Here is a 17731-nt window from a genome sequence, read left to right as displayed (position 1 = left end):
GATGACCAAAATGTCGAAAGCGTCGAAGATTGACCCCGCCGAATCGATCGCACTACGCCGCTAAGCGCAATCGGCATGCGCGTCCGGATCGGCCACGGTGCAGGCAGTTACGAAAAGGGTCTGGCCGCAGTGCGCGCCGGCACAGCAGGCTTTGCCCACTATTCAACGGCATAACCGGCGGCCCCGGCCGCGTGCGCCTCGCCAGCGGCTCGCTCGCCGGCAGCGCACTCACGATGGATCAGGCACTACGCAACCTGGTCGAAGTCGGGCTTAACCTCGCCGGCAACGCTCATCACGCCTCTACCTTCCCGGCCGATTACCTCGGCCTGACCGACCGCGGCCCGCTGGAGCCTGGCGCCTGCGCGGATATCGTGATGTTGCATTCGCAGTTGCGGGTGGTGCGGGTGGTGGTTAAGGGCCGGGCTGTTGGGCTGATTTTATTCGGCCACCTGCCTGCCCAACTACTTCGTCTGTCAGAGGGCGCCTATATCGTCAGCGCGACGTTGATGGCTGATTGATCGAATGCTGTTCGCAAGCGAGCGAAACTGAGCGCGGTCGCGCAAACAATCCGGCGTGGCAGGATCGTCTTAGAAGACAGAGACTTCTGGTTGCGGCCGGAGTGCGTTTACCGGGAGGCGACACAAAAAATCGGCGCCCACCAAGGGCGCCGAGTAGGAAGAAGTTGGAGGGCGGGCGAAGCGTCGCCCGCCCCCGATTTTTCGCTGCCGGTCAGGGCAAGGTGTTCAAGGTCGCGCGCACCGGCCTTGAGAAGATGAAACCATCGTGCCGGTCCCAATTGATCGACCAAGTCATGACGCCACGGAAGCTGGGATAGGCCTGCTGGGGCCGGATGGTTCCGCAACTCTGCAGGCGCGTCAGGCAATTCAGGGCATTGGCGATCGTGGTCTGCGACGCCAGCCCGCTGTTGGCCGAGGAAGGTCCCGAGGGCAGTCCGAACGCCACCTGGTCCGGCCGCAGGCCGTTGAACACGACGCCGGTGTTGTTGTTGGTCCTGAACCCCTCGATCAGCATCAGGCTGGCACCGACCAGCATGTCGACCGAACCCTCGGACAAGCCGTTCTGGCTGTACGGCGAATACAGCGCGCCGTTGTTGTAGTACTGCACGTGGATCAGGTCCAGCTCCTGGCGCAGTCCGTCGATGATCGGCAGATAGGCGCCCCAGATCCCGCTGTACGCGGCAAAGCCGCCCTGGACATACGGGTGCTCGGGCGCCATCGACAGGTAGAACGACGGCCCGATGCGCGTATTGAGCTGCTTGATGGCCGTGACCAGGTTGGTCTGCACGGCCGCGCCGTGGTAGACGCCCGCGCCGCTTTCCAGGTCGATGTCCACGCCGTCGAAACCGTAGTAGCGGATCAGGTCCTCCATGCTGTTGACGAAGTTGGCGACCTGCGTCGCATTGTTCAAGGTCACCGTGCCGTTCTGGCCGCCCAGCGACAGCACGACCTTCTTGCCACGCGCGCGCGCCGCGGCCACGTCGGCCCTGAACTGCGCTTCGGTTCCGGCGCCCGGATCGACCGTGAAGCTGACGGCGCCGTTGCCCGCATCGTCGCCGAAGGCGACCACGATGACGTCGAAGTCATTCGAGACCTGGCTGATCGGGAAGGTGGGGCCGGATGGATTGCTGAAGTTGTGCCAGTACCCCACCAGCGCATGGCGCGGCAAGCTGTTGTCGCTGCCGGCGCTGGTGGTTGCGCTGATCTGCGTGCCTTGCGCCGAAGCGTTGCCGGCGTTGTCGCGGGCGCGCACGCGGAAGGTATAGGCCGTGGACGCGGCCAAGCCGGTGTTGCTGAAGGACGTACCGGCTGGCGAGCCGACCAACGTGCCGTTACGGTAGACGTCGTAACCGGCGATGCCGCTGCCGCCCGCGTTGTCGGTGGAAGCGTTCCAGCTCAGGTTGACGCTGGACGACGTCACCGACGTCGCGACCAGTCCGGCCGGCACGCTGGGTGCGGTGGTATCGGGCGTCCCGGAATTGACGGTGATGTTGGCCGCGGCCGACGTAGTGGTGGCGCCCTCGTTGTCGGTAGCGACCGCAGTGATCGCGTAGCTGCCCGCGGCCGCATTGGCCCAGCTCGCGCTGTAGGGGGACGTGGTATCGATGCCGAGCGAAGTGCTGCCACGGAAGAACTGCACCTGGGCGACGGTGCCGTTGGCATCGGCTGCATTCGCCGTAGCAGTGATAGTGGCGCCTGCAGTGAAGGTCGCGCCGTTCGCCGGTGCGGTCAACGCGACCGTCGGCGGCTGGTTGCCGCCGGCGCTGCAGGCACCCAGATCCTGGTAATAGCCGCAACTGGGGCAGTGCGTGGGCGGCGTATTCCAGATCGACATAGTCGCCTGGTACAGCCGCCCCTGATAGACGAGCTTGCTGCCTGCGTTATAGATGGTAGCCGCATTCCATTCGGCGATCCCCGCGCAGCTGACGCTCTGTGCGTGCGCGGGCGACAGCCCGGCCGCCAGCAAAAAGCCGGACAGCAAGATTCCTGTCAATCGGATGCTCATTAGGTGTGTTCTCCAGATACCTAGTGGATAGGGAAGGAGGCGGGCGCGGAAGCGCCGACCTTTTCGAGCCACGCGGCAAACCTGTTGCGGCGCGGCCGTTCCCCCCAGAGAACAATGACGATCGTTGTGCGGTCAGTTGCTGATCCGCGCAGTGCGCTGCATGCATGTGCAGCGCTATAGGACGCTGCCGACTGTGGTGCGCGACGACCCGCGTGTCAAGTCGTCCATTTCCGATTAATGCGGTGGTCGTCACGGTGATGACAACGGTTTGAACATCGCATGGGAACTGCCCCCCCCGGCGTGGACGTGTTGCTCGCCGGCGGACTGCTGCGCGGGCAATCACTGTCGCTGCAGGGCCGCGAGGCCGAGGCTGAGGGCAACCTCAATGCCTACAGCTTCAACAGCATGACCGGCGTCGACCACTGCAAACCCGGCATCGCCGCGACCGCCCTCGCCCACGCCGAATACGCCGAACTGATCCCCGAGCTGCAACAGGTGCGCCCCGGCGCGATCCGTCAGGCGAACTCATGACTGGGCACAGCGCCCAGAGATTGAATGCGTCGCTCAATGCTGTCTGAGCCCATATGGGTCAGCCCATAAGAGCGCAGCTGCGAAGCTGCATGGGTATGAAGAGGGTCGCTACAGAAGGTTTGATTGTTTCGATGGCTGGAGCCACGGGAACCGGGCTCAAACCCTCTTGATGGGCGATTGGGGGCGTTTGGGGGCCAATGAGGGCAATTGGGGGTGGTGGTGCTTGAGTCGCACATCACCGATGTAGATCAGTCGGTTCTCGCCATATTCGTCGCAGGTTCATCTGTTCACATAGATGCAGAATTTAACGTCCTCACTGGCGTGGAGCACGAAGGAGGGCTCGTCCTCGAAGCTCGGGGCAACAAGCAGTTCTCTCAGATCGCAGCTATCAATGGCCTGCTTTAGAAAACGGATCAGGTTGTGCTTTCGAGTCCGTGCCAGCGTCCCCTTGAAAAGAAGCGATTTCCCCTTGGCGACCACGTGCTTGTGCGCAATCACGTAGCCCCCATCGGGAATCGCAGCTTCGAGGTCATCGACCGACTCAGTCATCCATTGAAGCTGGCCGTCGCTCACTGTGTCGAGCATCTTGAAGAACAGCGTGCTTTTGGCTTCGTCGCTCGTTTCGTCGATTTCTTTTTCGAGAGCAGCCAGTCGATATTCGTTCTTCATGCTAGTTCGGGACGTCATAGAACATATGACCATCCGCTCCCTGGTTGCTCGAGTGCCTTGCGCGCCAGCTAGCTCTTAGAGAACCCGTCTAGCGCTGAGATTAGATACTTCATCTCTTCAGGCACTTCGGAGACTTGCATAGCGGAGACGATTGCGTTCGTGCTAACAGAAACACCGTACACAGCCTGTAACCAGTCGTTGAGCTTGGCCAGGAGGTACTTGCCAGGTACGAGTTTCAATCGCCCTTCAAGCGAGGCCCACCTTTCTTCGAACTCCCTGTGGACTTTGGCTGAGGCAGTCGACACATCGACCCCACGACTTGCTTCGCAAAGCGCCCTCACCCCAAGCGCGTTGCACTGACCGAAGACGTCGCTCTTCATTGAATCTGTAATTTCGCCAAGTTTGATTTCGACGTCGGCATCGAATTCAACAACCTTCCCGCCTCGCGCCTTCTTGTCTTGAATTCTCGCCTTTACAGCGCGCTCTAACGCGCTCGAGACGAGCAGGAAGTTCTCCAACTCCTTCCGCTGATGTATCCACACGAAGCTGCTCGTCTTCTCGAACTCAGCCTTCAACGCCGCGACTGTCGGCTCCGGCCTGTAGTCGCGATCGAAGATTACGCCCCTCTTTATCGATATGCCAAGCGTAGCCTGCATGCCCTCTGCAAAGTCGTAGACGCGGGAAGGATTGAAGCCATTCGCTCCAACCACTGCGAAAGTAGACCGATTGGCTAGCGCGCTGAAGCCAAGCTTTCTCGCAAACGCAGATAGAAGTGTGAAGTCCTCACCTTCAACGAACAGTACGCGCTTCGTCTTAGCCAACTGAGTCAAGGTCGGATTCAAGTTGGAGCCTAGAGCGCCAAACAAGCCCTGCAACTGGGAAGGATTCTTTACTCGCTGTGCAGAATTCCCCTTCTTGTTCAGGACGAGAATTTCTCCAGACTCTGCCTCCGCGAGAATCTCCGTGGAGTGAGTTGCAATTAGGACATCCCCTGACCGCTGCCGAAGGAGATGAACAAGTTGGCGCTGGAGATCAGAATGAAGGTAGATGTCGGGCTCGTCGATGATCAGCAGGGATTCCGCCGGAGCCTTGGAGATGAACGTAAGCATCTGGCACCAGACTTGGAATCCAAAGCCCGCCCAGTACAGCTCGCGCGGCACCCGCTCCTCCGGGCAGAACATATAGAGCTTCGCAGACTCGGAATCTCTGGTGAGCTCGGGCTTCTGAATATCCATTCCTGGCCACGTTTCCTTCACCAAGTCACGGAACGCTTCAAACTCCTCGGGAAAGTGGTACCAGATGTTTCTGAAGTTTCGAGATGCACGATGCGTTAGTAGTGCACGCCTTGCGGTCTCCTTCTGGTTTAGCTCCTCATCGTGCTCCACCGGCCCAAGAACCGGGACGAAGTGAATTGAAGCGTCATAGGCACGCTTGAAATCACTAGGAGTTCGAATCGGCTTTCCATCGGTCTCGCACATCAAGAAGCAGAGATCTTGCTCTGGGAATACGAGCTTGAGTTTGTTCCCATTGGAGATGCCGAACTCGATTAACGCCGGCTCTGAGTCGTCGTAGTTGGTAAAGACATTCTCGGTCGATACCGGGAGGTCCTTCATGTTGATCTGATAGCCCCATCCTCGAATGGCCTTGGCGTCGCTATATTCCGCGCCCTTCGCGTGCGCGCGACGCATGCCTTCCGCAAGAATTCGAAATGCGCCAATTACTGTAGATTTTCCCGCATTGTTCGCCCCGACCAGGATGTTGAAATCGCTAAGGGAAACACAGTAGTTGCGAAACGCCTTGTAATTGCGAAATCGCACAGACGTGAAGTGATTCGTCATCTATTCCTCTCAATCCATTGCCCGGACAGAAGGCCGGCTCACGTACTTCACAGCATAAGATAAAGGCCAGGCTCGCATACGAACCTGACCTTGTGATTTCCCACAAATGAAGTTCGACATCCCAGTCTCGTCCCGGTGATCTTCACGATGGCATTCGCTTGGCGGGTACCGCTTTCACACCGTCATTGTCCGATGTTCGCTTCGGGTCGAAAGCAGGCACTGACCGTACCTTCCCTGACCATTAGGGCCAACGAGGGTCATTGAGGCGAATGGGACGGGGGGCCTCGAAACGCCGGTTCCAACTCTCTATGGGGATTGTTGAGGCGATGGGAGTTGTTGAGGGGTATGGGGGCGCGTTATGCCATATGCCGAGCCTCAGCTAGGCTTTGTTGAAGCCGGCGCGACATGCTGGCCTGGGTCGGCGACAGAAGCCATATCGACGGACTGCGGAGCGCGTAACGCAGCGGCAATCTTCCCGTCAACCTCCTCTGCAAAGACCTTAACCTTGGTCGCCAAATCCATGATCTCGGAGTCGGTCACAACGATCGGCTTACCGTTGACGTCATTACCTGATCTGTGAACGATGTCGTGCCGCTTCTTGATGGCATCTTCAAACCCGCGATAGCCCAGGTTTATGCTCAGTCCGTATTTGAACAATGCCCCAACCTGTTCTGCGCGATGCCAGACCAGGTTCTGCATATACGCCTTGACTTCACCAACTAGCTTAGTCGGCAGTTCATAGATTTCGCCGAGCTTGAAGGACCGTTCGCGGAATGCTGGGTGCTTAGTGATCAAATTTTGTACAGTGGCCTCGTTGTGGTCCACCCAATACGTCATGGTCTCCCAGAGGAATGTTTCCAGGGCCGCAATGACGCCGCTGTACACTAGGTTTCTGGCAACTTCTTTTATTTTCTCGTCGCCAGTCAATCCAAGAACGCGCAGTAACTGGATAAGCCTCGATTCCAGCCGCTTCGTTGCCTCATTTCGTTCATCTACTTCTACGTCATAACTTTCATCGTAGTAAGTGAGGCGAGTTGGAGCCCATTCGTAGTTGCCGTCCTCCTCAACGAGATCAACTGCCCTCTTGATCACCTCCTCAGAGACCAGACCTTCGAATCGCTGTTCAATTTGCTCACGGGCGTCGTATGGTCCTCCATGGACCCATATGTAGCCACCTTCTGAGCTCATATAGGGGGTCTCCTGCGCCGGGTCGCAGAACCGAGCTAGAAACCATTGGACAATGGCGGCGACTTGGTCATTCTCATGCGCGTCCGGCAGCCAAAAGTCGTCCACTTCGCGAGTGTGGTCGATAAAGGCGGCATCCGGGGCCTCGGGAAGACGTTCCTCCCAGGCGACCATTCCTTTTGTATATCCCATACCTCATCCCTCTGGATGGCACTTCGGCTTTTCGGTTCGTTGGATCGAACCTCGGACATCTTAAATAAGAGTCAATCGGTCACAGCTGCGAATGCAATGAGTTAGGCGCCTGAATTTTCAGGAGGCACGGCACGCCGGCCGTATACGTCAGCGGCAACTTGCTTGATCGAAATGCTGACCGCCTGCCCCCCTCCTGTATGGCCCGAACGTGATGCTCGAATTCTGCGACCGTGTCCAATCGCACAGTCCCCCAGTCTTCCTTACTTGCACTTCTTTCTCTGAGGGTCTGAAAGAAGTCCTACGACTATTCGTTTCTCGCAGGATCGAAGGACACTTAAAAAACGACAAAAGCGCCAACAACCGGCCAAGCCTTGGTCTTTACCATCAGTTTTGAGACGGAGATCAGACTGTAGACTTCGCAGAGTCTCGCGTTATGTCCAACCACCCATTCAGCACAGGGCAACTAAGCAGGAGCCTTAGGGCATCACCACCTCCCGCGCCGAGCTCTAGCCCCTAACGGCCACACAAAAAAAACGGGAGGCCGAAGCCTCCCGTTTTTCGATTAAAGCTATCGAGCGCGCCGACTCAGAACGGAATATCGTCATCCGCGAAATCGTCGCCGAAGTCGTTCGACTTGGCCGGGGGCGCTTCGCGACGCGGGGCGGAGTCCTGGCGACCGCCGCCGTAACCGCCACCGCCACCACCACCGCCGCCGGACGGGCGCGCGGAACGCTCGCCACCGCCGCCGGAGGAGCGCGCGGGGCGTTCGCCGCCACCGCCGCCTGCATCGCCGCCGCCGAGCATCTGCATCTCGTCGGCGATGATGTCGGTGAAGTACTTCTCGACGCCGTCCTGACCGGTGAACTTGTCGTAGCGGATCGAGCCTTCGATGTAGACCTGGCGGCCCTTGCGCAGGTACTCGCCGGCGATCTCGCCGAGCTTGCCGAACAGCTTGACCCGGTGCCACTCGGTGCGTTCCTGGGTCTGGCCGTCCTTGTCCTTGCGCACACTGGTGGTGGCCAGGCTGAGGGTGGTCACGGCCATGCCGCCCTGGGTGTATTTGGTCTCAGGATCGTTGCCGAGGTTGCCGACCAGGATGACCTTGTTGATGCCGCGTGCCATGGGATTCCTTACATATTGCCGGGGGTACGGCCGGGATGATGGATTATAGCGGCCTCCCCGGCCATCGGCGCCGGGCGCGGTTTGGGGTGGGGTTTGTCCGATCGAGGTGTCCGGGGGATGCCCGACCGCAGGCGGGTTGAGCGGGGCTGGAAGCTTGGCTGGCTTGGGTCTGTGGCTTGTGAGGTATGGATCTGGGCCAAGCGGGGAGTCTGGGTTGGCCTGGCTTCCGTTGCCGTCGGGGCGTTGCCGGGATCGGAGCCTAGAACCGTCCTGGCCGGGCGGAGGTGCGCGCGTGCGCCGCCGCGGGGCCTGTCTGTCAGAGGCCCGTCTCAGGGGGCCGCCGTCCTTACGCAGTGGGTCGAGCATGGCGGTCGCGGCTTGCGCCGGTCCTACCCGCGATAGTTCGTGGCTTCGATCAGTGACGTCGGGCAGGGCGATCTCTGCGCGTCCCTTGGTCGCGGCTTACGCCGCTCCTACAGGAGGCGACCGGGGTCGCCGCAAGGTTGAGACGGCGCCGTCGCGGCTTGTGACCGTAGGAAATCCAGTAGGACGCCGCTCCTACCCTGTGGCCGTCGGCACGGCCCGGCCCGCGCGTCAGTGCGCGGCTTCGGCCTTGGCCGACAACACGGTCTTGTCGACGCTGAGCTTGCCGGCGGCGTCGAGGGTGGCGGTGACTCGATAGGTGGTGCTGCGTTCGTAGTCGTTGCTGTAGAAGGTCAGCACCTTGGCGTTGCCGTCGGGCTGCAGGGTGGGCGCGTACGAGCTGGCGCCGGACTTGCGGATGCGGCGGATCGCCGAGGGCGCGTTTTCGTCGACCATGACCCCGCCGACCGATGCGAACCGCGAGACGACCTGGGCCCACCATTCGGCCGGGGCGTTCTGGCCGCAGCTGCGCAGCACGGCTTCGGCGCCGCTGGCGCCGCCGGCCTGGGTGCCGCTGACCAGCGAGCCGTCCGGCAGGACCGCGTAATCGGCCGGCTGCTGGCCGGCGCGGGCGCGGTTGGAGACGCGGAAGAAACGGCAGCCGGCCAGGTCCAGGGCCTGGGTCGAGCCGACTTCGATCTGGTCCTTGCTCCAGCCGTGGTCGCGCAGCGCGGCGGCACTGACTTCGGCAACTACATCGGCGCTGGTATTGGCGTCCATCGCAATCTCCTTGCTGCAAGCGGAAGTAGCGGTCGCAACCCACCCCAGGAACAGTACCCGGAGGATGCCACCGGACAGGCTCAGTTGTCCCGGTCTCCGGGCGGCACCGAGGCGGCAGGATCGGACGGCTTGGTCTTCCATTTGCTGGTATCGCTCAGGACGGACTGATAGTTGCTCGCATCGACCTTGAGGCCGGTCAGCTGGCTCAGGGTATCGAAGATCTTGGCGGCTTCCTCGGGCTTGTCGAGCGCGCCGTCGGTGTCCCACCACCAGTCTCTCTGGATGCCGTGAGCATAGTCGGCATAGCCGCCGCTCGGGTTAAGGAAATATTCCCAACGGTCCGCGGCCTCTTCGTTGCTCGGCGGCTTGCCGTTCTCGGCCATGTAGCCGACATACCAGGCGCGGTATTCCTCGTTGAGGTAGTCGAAGGTCTGGTCGGTCTCGTCGCCGTTCACCAGATGGCTGACCTCGTGCGCGGTGGTGTTCTCGATCACCGCTTCGGCGTCGCTGCCGCTGACCCGGTTGTTGTCGGCCGGCACCTTGTTGGCGTTCAAGGTCAGGGTTTCGTCGTCGGCGTAACCGTAGGTGGTGTTGCCGCCTTCGTCCGGGATGGCTTTCCAGTCGAGCTCGTAGTCCGAATCCGGGGAGAGGAAACGGTTCAAGGTGTTGTCGATGATCGCCCGATCGCCGCTGTCGTGCTGCGACAGGTGCGCGACCAGCTTCAGCGAACGCTGTTTGTCGCCGCTGTCCTGGTCCTGGAACCACTCCTTCTGCAGGGTGCGCTCCATGTTCGAGACCGAGCGCGAATCCGGATAGTTCTTGGCCTGGCTCAGCACCGCGGTCTTGTCGCCGGCCGAGAGTTCGGAAAATTTCTTGTCCTCGATCAGGTCGTGCAAGGCCTTCGGCAAGGCCGTGTCGGTGGACTTGCGGCCGGCCAGGGCGTCGGTGATGTTCTTCTGGTCGGCGGCCGGCAAGGCTTTGAATTCGGCCGAATGGGTCAGGGCGAATTCTTCGAGCTTGGCGCTCTTCTGCGGCGCGGTCAGTGCCTGGAACGAGGGGTCCTTGATTTGCTTGAGCAGATCGTTGGTGGTCGCCGCATCGCCCTTGGCATCGCGGAACACCTCGGCCGCCAGCTTCTTGTCTTCCGGCGACAGGGCCTTGAACTCGGCGGAGTTGTACAGCTCGCTGCCGGCCTTGTAGCCGTCTTCCTTCAAGCCCTTGATCAGCTCGTTGAGCTCGCCTGGGTCGCCGGTGCGCGCCAGTTGCAGCGTGTCCTTGACCTGCTGCGGCACGCCCGGGTCGTTGAGCGCGGCGATGACGTCGTCCTTGCTCGCGAACCCGTCCGAGCGCCCGCGGCCGGCCGCGGTATCGAGCAATTCGCTGGTGTAGTTGCCGTTCTTGATCGACTCCATCGCGCCGGTGACGTCGCCGCGGCCGATGGTGCCGTCGACCTCGCCCTTACCGGCGCCGACGTCGAGGAAGCTGCGCACGGCCAAGCTGCCGAGCACGTCCTTCGCCGCCTGCTGCTGCTCGGGCGTGAACTTGTTGTCGACGTTGTCGGCGACCGCCTGCAGGTCTTCCTGGCTGATCTTGCCGTCGGCCTTGCTCGGGTCGCCCTGCCTGGCGGTATCGAACACACCGAAGTCGCGGTCGAGGACTTGCGTGGTCTTGACGCCATCGATGGCCATGATCGTTCTCCGACGCGGGGAATAGGCGGGCCCTTCGAGGGAGTCGCCACGAATGCACGCAGCCTAGTCCGCGCTCCCGGCCCGGTTCCATTAGGGCTGACCCTAGAAATGGCCTGCCGAACGGGGCCCAGACCAGGGAGCCAATATCGACAAGGTGGTCGTTGTCGCGGTCGCGGCCGGCGCATTCGATGGGCTTCCGCCCCGATCCGGCCGCTGCGGTGGTGAGTCCGGTTGTCGCAGGTGCCGGCGCCATCGGCCCGCGGGCCGGCGACCAAGCCGGCGGATCGGGCGAACGAGGTTCGGCGCGACAGCTCCTGCTGGGCCGCCCAGGCCGACGAAGGTGCGGCGAACCGATGCGGGGCATACGGGCATCGTCACCCAGCATGCGGGGAGCCTTGGGCGAGGGCCCGCAGCAAGACCCCTGCGGCGGCCGCCGCCCAATCCCTGCCCTATCAGGCACTTAAATCGTCTCACCGGGCCAGGCCCGCCGCGGCATCCGATGGCGTGGCGACCGAGAGGCAGGCCTGGGAACGCATCCGAACGCCGCACCCCGGCCGCAGGATCGAGCGAAGATCGCGGCGAATCCAGGCCCCTTCCGGCTCCGCTGGGCATTCGGCAATGCCTGCCGGGCCACGGCCAAGATCATCGGGAACTTCGCCGGAAGTTCGCCGGGACTTCGCGGCCTGCGACGCAGGCTTAAGCTCGACGGCGCTCACACTCTATAATCGCGATTCCAACCACTCGGCCGTCCCATGCCTCCCAGCGCCACGACCATGTCCGTCGCCGATCTGGCGACCATCCAATCCCTGGCCCGTGACGACATGGCAGCCGTCGATGCGCTGATCCGCCGACGCCTGTCTTCCGACGTGGTACTGATCAACCAGGTCGCCGAATACATCGTCGGCGCAGGCGGCAAGCGCCTGCGGCCGATGCTGTTGCTGCTCGCCGCCGGCGCCCTGAATCACCGCGGCCCGGACGCGCACCAACTCGCCGCGGTGGTCGAATTCATCCACACCGCCACCCTGCTGCACGACGACGTGGTCGACGAGTCCGACCTGCGCCGTGGGCGCAAGACCGCCAATGCGGTCTGGGGCAACGCCGCCAGCGTGCTGGTCGGCGATTTCCTGTATTCGCGCAGCTTCCAGTTGATGGTCGAACTCGACCGCCTGGAAGTGATGAAGATCCTCGCCGACACCACCAACCAGATCGCCGAAGGCGAAGTGTTGCAGCTGCTGCACGTGCGCAACCCCGATACCGACGAAACCGCCTACCTGCGCGTGATCGAGCGCAAGACCGCGGTGCTGTTCGCCGCCGCCACCCGCCTGGGCGCGGTGCTGGCCGGTGCCGACGCCGAAGTGCAGCAACGCATGCACGACTACGGCATGGCCCTGGGTTATGCCTTCCAGATCGCCGACGACGTGCTCGACTACGCCTCCGATGCCCAGACCCTGGGCAAGAACCTCGGCGACGACCTCGCCGAAGGCAAGGCCACCCTGCCTTTGATCCATGCGATCGCTCACAGCGACGACACCACCCGCGCGCGCCTGCGCGCCGCGGTCGAGCACGGCGACACCGAAGCGATGCCGGAAGTGCTGGCGGCGATCCACGCCACCGGCGGCCTCGACTACAGCCGCAAGCGCGCCTGCGATTACGCCGCCGCGGCCGAAGCCGCATTGGACGCGCTGGAAGAGAACGACTACACCGCCGCCTTGCGTGGTTTGGCGCGGTATGCGGTCAGCCGCGATCACTGAGTCGCGGTAGTTTTGGTTGCGGAGGCGCCCCTCCCCTGTAGGAGCGGCGTGAGCCGCGACCGTGGGACGCGCAGAAGCCACAACGCCGATGCTATCCATCGAAGCGGCGTACTGGCGCAGGGTAGGAGCGACGCAAGTCGCGCCCCCGGGACGCGCAGAAGCCATAACGCCGAGGCTACCCATCGAAGCGGCGTGCTGGCGCAGAGTAGGAGCGACGCAAGTCGCGGCCACGATCGCCCGCGCCGGCAGCCGTAATTCGTGGTCGCGGCTCGCGCCGCTCCTACCAGAGCACGGCAGCCATTGCCGTTGCCGTTGCCGTTGCCGTTGCCGTATGAGCTTGGCGAAGTACCGAAGTCGCGGGGACATTTGGAGACCCGGAGGGCGGCGCACAGGACGTGCGCCGTTTTTCGATAGGACATGGATCTCCTATTGAAAAATCCCGGCGCTAGCTGCGCACTCGTGGCCTGTGCCCTTGCAAGGAGAGCCCTTTTCTTTGGTTACCTTTGACCGAAGGGAATCCAGACGGACTTTTGGGCTCAGCAAAAGAAAGTAACCCGGCCGCGTCAGCGGACGGAAGCTTTAGACCTTGATGCTGCTTCATCGCTCTACGGCAAGAAACGCCGCAACGACAAGCAGCGCGGTCGCGGCTCACGCCGCTCCTACAGGGGGCTGCGGCTAGTAACGCCGCTAGGCCGAAGCGACGCGGTCGCGGCTCGCGCCGCTCCTACCTAAGAGCACGGCAGCCGTTGCCGTTGCCTTGCCATATGAGCTTGGCGAAGTACCGAAGTCGCGGGGACATTTGGAGACCCGGAGGGCGGCGCACAGGACGTGCGCCGTTTTTCGATAGGACATGGATGTCCTATCGAAAAATCCCGGCGCCGGCATCGCACTCGTGGCCTATGCCCTTGCAAGGAGAGCCCTTTTCTTTGGTTACCTCTGACCGAAGGGAATCCAGACGGACTTTTGGGCTCAGCAAAAGAAAGTAACCCGGCCGCGTCAGCGGACGGAAGCTCTAGATGTTGCTTTACGGTTCTACGGCAACGCCGCAACGACAAGTAGCGCGGTCGCGGCTCACGCCGCTCCTACAGGGGGCTACGGCTAGTAACGCCGCTAGGCCGAAGCAGCGCGGTCGCGGCTCGCGCCGCTCCTACAGGGGGCTACGGCTAGTAACGCCGCCAGGCCGAAGCAGCGCGGTCGCGGCTCACGCCGCTCCTACAGGGGGGCTACGGCTAGTAACGCCACTAGACCGTTGCAGCGCGGTCGCGACTTGTGACCGAAGGAAATCCAGTAGGACGTCGCTCCTACTCCTGAAGAGCTGGCCTACGGCCGATAACGACTTCAATGCGCGCCGAACCGCTCGGCGAAGAACGCCCGCATCGCCGCGAACGAGCGCTTGGCGGCGCGTTCGTCGTAACGGCAGTTGTCGCCCACCGGATTATCGGCATCCTCGATCTGCGAGAAGCAATGCACCGCGCCGCTGTAGTTGACGAACTGCCAATCGGCGCCGGCCTCGTTCATTTCCTTCTCGAAGGCGACGATGTCTTCCTGCGGCACCGATTTGTCGGCGGCGACGTTGAGCACCAGCAGCGGGGTGTTGACCTTGACGCCGTTGCTCGGCAAATGCGATTTGAGGCCACCGTGGAAGCTCACCACGCCGGCGAGGTTGGCGCCGGTGCGCGCCAGTTCCAGCGCCGCCGAGCCGCCGAAGCAAAAGCCCAGGGCGCCGATCTTCGATGCGTCCAGCGGTGCGGTCTTGTCCTGCGCCTTGAGCGCCGCGACCGCTTCGCCGACGCGCTTGCGCAAGCTGGTGCCCCCGTCGGCGTAGGCCTTGCCGACCGCGGCCTTGGCCTCGGTCTTGTCCTTGGGGCGCACGCTCTTGCCGTAAACGTCGGCGACCAGCACGACGTAGTCGTCGCCGGCGATGTTCTTGGCCTGTTTGATGGCGTCGTCGGTGACGCCCATCCAGTTCGGCACCATCACCAGGCCCGGGCGCTTGATCTTGTTGACGTCGTCGTAGACCAGCACGCCGCTGTAGCTGTCGTCGCCGACTTTCCACTCCACGGGTTTAGCCTGCATCGCCGCGAACGCGGGCGAAGCGCACAGTACGAGAGATATCGCGGCGGCAAGACGGCGCATGGTCGGACTCCGGGTGGCGTGGGAATGCGCGCACCTTAGCGCGCCCGCCCGCTGCGTGCGCGTGAATCCGGTCGCGCCCGCGGCGGCGGGCGCGAAGCCGCAGGATCAGGCTATGCCGAGCCCGGCGATGGTGCTGATCGAGTCCGGGTCGAAGCCGGCCAGTTCGGCGAAATGACGGCCGCGCGCGACGTAATCGCGATAGGGGCCGTAGCTCGGCGCGCCCGGCGACAGCAGCACCACCCCACCCTCGCCGCCGCCCTCGCGCAGCGCGGCCTGGGCTTGGGCCATGGCCTCGGCGAGGTCCTTGGCCGCGGACAGGCGGAAGTCGGACTGCGCTGCGATCGAAGCCAGTAGTTCGTGGATGCGCGGGCCGTTCTCGCCCATGGTCACGATCGCGACCGGCGCCTGCCGCCGCATGGCATCGGCGAACACTTGCCAGTCGATGCCGCGGTCGTGGCCGCCGAGCAGGATCGCGATGCGGCGCCCGGCGAAGCAGTCGAGCGCGGCGAGGCTGGCGTGCGGCGTGGTGCTGATCGAGTCGTTGACGTAGACCAGGCCCTCGCGTTCGCCGAGCTGCTGCAGGCGGTGCGGCAGCGGACAGAAGCTCGCCGCATGCGCGGCCAGCGGCGCCGCGTCGACGCCGAGGGCTTCGATCGCGGTCAGCACCGCGCACAGGTTGCTGCGGTTGTGGCGGCCGGGCAGCGGCAGGGCCGAGGTGTCCAGCACCTCGCGCTCGCCGCGCCACAGGACGTCGCCGCGCAGGTGCCAACCGTCTTCGCGGCCGAACCAGCGGACCTCGCTGTCGGGCAGGTCGAGGCCGGCGAGCACTGCGTCGTTGGCGTTCAACACTGCGATCTTCGGCTTGCCCGCGGTCAGCAGGCGCAGCTTGTCTTCGACATAGCGCGCTTGCGAGCCGTGCCAATCGAGGTGTTCGGGGTAGATATTGAGAGCAATCGCGACTTCGGGGCGAGCACCGCCCGCGGCGACGTCGCCGGTCTGATAGCTCGACAGTTCGATCGCCCAGAATTCCGGCGGCTGCGGCGGGTCCAGCACTTCCAGCAAGGGCAGGCCGATGTTGCCGGCCAGCGCGGTGCGGTGGCCGCCGGCGCGCAGCAGATGCCCGAGCAGCGAGGTGGTGGTGCTCTTGCCCTTGGTGCCGGTCACGCAGACGGTGCGCGCATCGGCATGCTCGCCGAACCACAGCGCGGTGCCGCCGATGAAACGGGTGCCTTGCTCGGCTGCGGCCAAGGCCTCGGCGCGATACGGGCTGATGCCGGGCGACTTGATCACCCAGTCGAACGCACTCAGGCGTTCGGCGGTGGCGGCGGTTTCGACCGCCAGGCGCGCGTCGTTCAAGCCGCGCGCGTCGGCGGCTTCATCGGCCGGACAAAACAGGGTCAGCGCCAGCTCGGGCAGGCGCGAACGGATCGCCTGATAAGCCGCGCGGCCTTCGCGGCCCCAGCCCCACAGCGCGACGCTCTGCCCGTCAAGCTGCGAAATAAGCACGCAGCCGCTCCCACAGGGCCGGCGGCAGACGCTGTTCGTCGTCCAGCACCAACAACGGTTCGATGCGCAGATCGTCGCCGCCGAGTTGCGGACGGATCTCGCGCGCGAAGCGTTCGACCAAGGTGTCTTCTCGCCATTCCGGACGCTCGGCCAGCGCCGCCATCGCCGCGCGCGATTCGCGGCCTTCGCCGACGCACTCGAACGGCTTGTGGTTGCGGTATTCCAGCAGCGCGTCGAAGCCGTCGGTCTGGGCCGCGTCGTCGAGCAGGTTGCGGCCGAAGATGCCGACCAGGCGCGGCTTGGGCATGAACGGCGCCAGCGCCAGGAACACGAAATGGCACTTCGGGCAGACCCCGCACCAGCGGCTGGCCGGGCGCTCGCCGAGGATGTGGAAGTTGCGATTGCAGCTGCTGAAGTGGGTGTCGTACCGATCGGTGCGGGCGAACTGGCGCGCCACCGCGAGTTCGCTGAGCGGGCGCAGCAAGGAGTAGTAATGCAGATCGGCGGCGACCTGGTTCTGCACGTAGTCGCCGAACGCCTGCTCGCAAGCCCAGCCCTTCGACCACTGGTGATTCACCTCGCCGGTGCCTTCGATCAGGCTGCCGTAGCTGGCCGAGCGCTCGTTGGAGAACACCACCTGATCGACGCCGTGCAGCAGCGCCGCCAGCACCATGATCGCCGAGTTCACCACCGTCACCGGGATGTGGCCGTTGTAGGCGCCCTGGCGGTTGAGCTCGAACAACTGCGGCGCGAGCGCGCGGCCGAGGTTGAGGGTCGGCAGGTCGGTGCGCTGGGCGCAGGCGGCGATCAGTTGCGAGCCGCCGATCCAGGTTACGGTCTGCTCGACCCCGAGCGTGCGCAGCGCTTCGATGCTGACCAGCGAATCCTTGCCGCCGCCGATCGCGACCAGGGCATGCGGCTTCAACCCGAGCGGGCCCGCCTTGGCGTCGGCCGCCGCGGCGTCGACCGGAAAACGGATCTTGCCGTGCAGGTTCAGCCCGTTGCGATAGGCGAACTCGCCCAGGCCGTTGACGTAGATCAGCTCCAGCAGCGCCGCGGTCCCGGCATCGATCGCATAGGAATCGATGCGGATGGTTTCGGGCACCGCCGCCTTGTAATAGCTGACGCCGGCGATCAGGTGCAGCAGGCGCAGCGCCCGCTCGACCGCATGCGCGCGCGCACCGGCCAGGGCGAACGGCGCGCCCGGCACGGTGATGGTCTCGATCAGTTCCGGACCGTCGTCGAAGGCGTAGACGAGTTCGGCGACGCCGGTGGCGGCATCGAGCCGGCAACGCACGAAGCGGAACACGTCGGCTTTGAAGGAACTCTGGGTCGGGATCATGCGGCGGCTCCGGCGGGCGCGGTTGCAGCGATAAACCGGAAAACACGCCGGGCCTGCGACGGCGCCGGGAGATATCCGAACAGGGGTTTGGGTGCGCACGCGCGA

At 63.5% G+C, this 17731-nt stretch carries 11 protein-coding genes and 2 pseudogenes; 3 read left to right on the top strand and 10 right to left on the bottom strand.

Annotated elements, in window-relative coordinates:
- Positions 1–60: 60 nt before the first annotated feature.
- A pseudogene (locus ACKN61_RS07515) lies at positions 61–434 on the top strand (N-acetylglucosamine-6-phosphate deacetylase); the annotation flags it as partial.
- A 295-nt stretch (positions 435–729) separates the two neighbouring features.
- Here the strand turns inward: ACKN61_RS07515 and ACKN61_RS07510 are convergent.
- Positions 730–2511, bottom strand: coding sequence for an Ig-like domain-containing protein (locus ACKN61_RS07510; protein ID WP_408952956.1), 1782 nt, complete (start codon positions 2509–2511; stop codon positions 730–732).
- A gap of 408 nt (positions 2512–2919) precedes the next feature.
- Here ACKN61_RS07510 and ACKN61_RS07505 point away from each other — a divergent pair.
- Positions 2920–3045: pseudogene (locus ACKN61_RS07505) on the top strand (N-acetylglucosamine-6-phosphate deacetylase); the annotation flags it as partial.
- Between the two features lie 288 nt (positions 3046–3333).
- Here ACKN61_RS07505 and ACKN61_RS07500 read toward each other — a convergent pair.
- The 6 genes from ACKN61_RS07500 to ACKN61_RS07475 all read right to left on the bottom strand — a co-directional run bounded on the left by ACKN61_RS07500 (position 3334) and on the right by ACKN61_RS07475 (position 10891).
- Complete coding sequence (locus tag ACKN61_RS07500) at positions 3334–3723, bottom strand: hypothetical protein (protein ID WP_408952955.1); 390 nt, start codon at positions 3721–3723, stop codon at positions 3334–3336.
- A gap of 68 nt (positions 3724–3791) precedes the next feature.
- Positions 3792–5561: an ATP-dependent nuclease gene (locus ACKN61_RS07495; protein ID WP_408952954.1), complete on the bottom strand. Its 1770-nt coding sequence runs from the start codon at positions 5559–5561 to the stop codon at positions 3792–3794.
- A gap of 375 nt (positions 5562–5936) precedes the next feature.
- Entirely contained in the window at positions 5937–6938 is a 1002-nt protein-coding gene (locus ACKN61_RS07490; protein ID WP_408952953.1) for a hypothetical protein, read from the bottom strand.
- Positions 6939–7523: 585 nt separating this feature from the next.
- Positions 7524–8060: a single-stranded DNA-binding protein gene (gene ssb, locus ACKN61_RS07485; protein WP_223621260.1), complete on the bottom strand. Its 537-nt coding sequence runs from the start codon at positions 8058–8060 to the stop codon at positions 7524–7526.
- Between the two features lie 594 nt (positions 8061–8654).
- Positions 8655–9203, bottom strand: coding sequence for a hypothetical protein (locus tag ACKN61_RS07480; protein WP_408952952.1), 549 nt, complete (start codon positions 9201–9203; stop codon positions 8655–8657).
- A gap of 80 nt (positions 9204–9283) precedes the next feature.
- Positions 9284–10891: a hypothetical protein gene (locus ACKN61_RS07475; RefSeq protein WP_408952951.1), complete on the bottom strand. Its 1608-nt coding sequence runs from the start codon at positions 10889–10891 to the stop codon at positions 9284–9286.
- Between the two features lie 752 nt (positions 10892–11643).
- Between ACKN61_RS07475 and ACKN61_RS07470 the strand changes: the two genes are divergently transcribed.
- Entirely contained in the window at positions 11644–12642 is a 999-nt protein-coding gene (locus tag ACKN61_RS07470; protein WP_408952950.1) for a polyprenyl synthetase family protein, read from the top strand.
- Between the two features lie 1338 nt (positions 12643–13980).
- Here ACKN61_RS07470 and ACKN61_RS07465 read toward each other — a convergent pair.
- The 3 genes from ACKN61_RS07465 to murL all read right to left on the bottom strand — a co-directional run bounded on the left by ACKN61_RS07465 (position 13981) and on the right by murL (position 17626).
- Positions 13981–14778, bottom strand: coding sequence for a dienelactone hydrolase family protein (locus tag ACKN61_RS07465; protein WP_408952949.1), 798 nt, complete (start codon positions 14776–14778; stop codon positions 13981–13983).
- Between the two features lie 105 nt (positions 14779–14883).
- A complete protein-coding gene (gene murD, locus ACKN61_RS07460) occupies positions 14884–16284 on the bottom strand; it encodes a UDP-N-acetylmuramoyl-L-alanine--D-glutamate ligase (protein WP_408952948.1) in 1401 nt (466 codons plus the stop codon).
- On the bottom strand, positions 16265–17626 hold the full coding sequence (murL, locus tag ACKN61_RS07455) for a UDP-N-acetyl-alpha-D-muramoyl-L-alanyl-L-glutamate epimerase (protein ID WP_408952947.1): 1362 nt from the start codon (positions 17624–17626) through the stop codon (positions 16265–16267). Before murL ends, murD begins: the two co-directional genes overlap by 20 nt.
- Positions 17627–17731: the final 105 nt, after the last annotated feature.

The sequence above is a fragment of the Lysobacter sp. Hz25 genome, assembly GCF_046097045.1.
GTDB classification, from domain to species: Bacteria; Pseudomonadota; Gammaproteobacteria; order Xanthomonadales; family Xanthomonadaceae; genus Lysobacter; species Lysobacter antibioticus_B.
The sequence above is the reverse complement of the archived record's forward strand: the minus strand, read 5'-3'. Positions and strand labels throughout refer to the sequence as shown.